General features: G+C 45.6%; 2 protein-coding genes and 1 pseudogene. 2 read left to right on the top strand and 1 reads right to left on the bottom strand.

Translation table 11 applies throughout. The annotated features are described in order from the left end of the window. Nucleotides 1-106 (top strand): annotated as a pseudogene (locus WDJ60_RS18745) (IS5/IS1182 family transposase); the annotation flags it as partial. A gap of 8 nt (nt 107-114) precedes the next feature. Here WDJ60_RS18745 and WDJ60_RS18740 read toward each other — a convergent pair. Next, complete coding sequence (locus WDJ60_RS18740; RefSeq protein ID WP_340102311.1) at nt 115-1,173, bottom strand: DUF4238 domain-containing protein; 1,059 nt, start codon at nt 1,171-1,173, stop codon at nt 115-117. Between the two features lie 310 nt (nt 1,174-1,483). Here WDJ60_RS18740 and WDJ60_RS18735 point away from each other — a divergent pair, with 310 nt between their 5' ends. Continuing rightward, nucleotides 1,484-1,651 (top strand): hypothetical protein, encoded by a 168-nt coding sequence (locus tag WDJ60_RS18735; RefSeq protein WP_340102309.1) that lies wholly within the window; start codon nt 1,484-1,486, stop codon nt 1,649-1,651. The last annotated feature ends 284 nt before the right edge of the window (nt 1,652-1,935 follow it).

The raw sequence follows: 1,935 nt of genomic DNA, 5'->3' as shown, positions 1-1,935 counted from the left end.
CCACGTCCACGCACGAACAGAAGTTTTCGTTGCGCTCTGCCTCCGGGTTGTCATTGCAATCACCAACTATGAGCGAGGAAACGAACCGGGCTGTGAGAAGCTATGAGATGGATTCTATGACAGGCTCTTCTTATCCAATCGCAGAGACTCAATCAGTCCTATTTCGTGCTTGAATTCCCAGATTGCTCTCGTCTTTTTTTGCCTAGATCGCGTTATCTCACGACCTTTCGAGAGATACCATTCTTTTTCTTTTTCACTTTCGATATGGCCTGAACCAACTCGTTGTGCGACCTCAATTTCGCGCAAGCTACGTGCAGGTCCACGTATATACGCCTCATCGGGAAATCGGTCACATAGTGTTTCTACAATATCCTCCAAATAATCGCCATAGTCAACTGGACCGAATATTTCTCTGAATGCATTTATCGTTTGTAAAAAGTTGACCTTGTTTATTTCGACAGCATCATCAACAGCTACACGCTGTATATCCGTGCTGGGGTATTGAGAGCCGACATCAAAGACAGATGGATCTAGAAGAACCAATAAAAGATCCGGGCCAAGCGGACAGTATATCTCTCTATTTTCCATCTGGAATATTGCTGTATCAACTTCCTCGAATGGACAGTCGAAGTAATGGACAATTGGATCATCAGAGGTAATGAATGGAGTACTGGTGTCGTTCTCAATTAAGACCCATCCCATATGTTGCAACGCCTCGTGGCCTGAGTTGGCGTTGTGTGTGACCACAGTTTCCCACCCCTGATCGAGATCAAAGTCCAAAAATTCAGCTTTATTATCAATTATATCTCCGAGTAGCTGACGCCCCTCAAAGTGTAGCTTTGAGGTTGGTGTCCTGCTCTTTTGGAAGGCGATGAAACCGGACAGGGACGAAATATCCCTTTCTGTAAGACTCACGCGATCTCTGAGCTTCCGAATAGTTCCTATCATCTCGTTTTCTGCTTCGGTAACATCATTTCCTTCCAACCAACCATCTGCAAATCCTACTTCAGATGCAGCTGTCTTAATCGAGTATTCATCATACGGTGGATAGTACTCTCCACCACCGTGCTTGTCCTTCAGTGAATATCTTGAGATTATATCTCTGCCAGGTGGAGAAAATAGCCGCAAATAAGATTGCGGAACATAGTGCTCATTTATATCCTCCTCACTCATCTATTACGCCTCTCAAATATCTCTCAGAATAAAAGTCTACTTCTCAAAACCGCATTGCCCGTAGGCGGCTACCACCACCATGAGACGAAACAATCCCAAAATTACAGTCCCCTCCGTTTCATTTCAATATCTGCCCATTGGATGTTGAATGGAGGTTCCACATTTTCACTTCCACTTTGGTTCCCCAACTGTTAATATCAAAGCAGGAGTTATTTCGATCGTCGTCGGTTTTCGATGTTCGAAGTTTCCGTAGGAATTTACATCCCAGTCAGACGTGGGTATTCGGAAACCGGCGACAGGAGAAACAAGAATGATACCATCAATTCCAAACGGCTTGAGCGGAATTCAACTTTACGCTATCCTTGGAGTTGTATTGCTTCTCTCAGGCGTATTTGTTGGGATCGGCCATATCCTGATCGCGTTGTCAATTGTAGGCTGGCTAGTCTACAATCTTCTCTCGATTGGACAGCAGTTCTGACCTGCCGAATCCACTGTTTTTCTAGCAACTAATCAAAGTGAGGGTATAGTAGATGCGATAGGCCCGTAGATGACTACCACCAATTGCGCGTCTCGTAGGCCGCACAAAAAGTTCTACTCAGACCAGTCGAAGCAAGAGTCCTACTGCTACCAAGCAGCTCAGCTTTGAACGTTGAAGTAGGAGCGTGACGTAGGCGGTAGCGAACACGGATGATGCCGATTACGGACTTCTTGTCGTGCACGCACGTGTTCGACGAGTTTGAGTCGTTGTCATCTGCGCAATGT

The sequence above is a fragment of the Salinibaculum salinum genome (genome assembly GCF_037645885.1).
Classification (GTDB): domain Archaea; phylum Halobacteriota; class Halobacteria; order Halobacteriales; family Haloarculaceae; genus Salinibaculum; species Salinibaculum salinum.
This window is presented reverse-complemented; position numbering and strand designations above follow the sequence as displayed.

Bases quoted from the DNA above. Each gene is read 5' to 3' on its own strand.
- WDJ60_RS18740 (WP_340102311.1), bottom strand. From the start codon at position 1,173: ATGAGTGAGGAGGATATAAATGAGCACTATGTTCCGCAATCTTATTTG.
- WDJ60_RS18735 (WP_340102309.1), top strand. From the start codon at position 1,484: ATGATACCATCAATTCCAAACGGCTTGAGCGGAATTCAACTTTACGCT.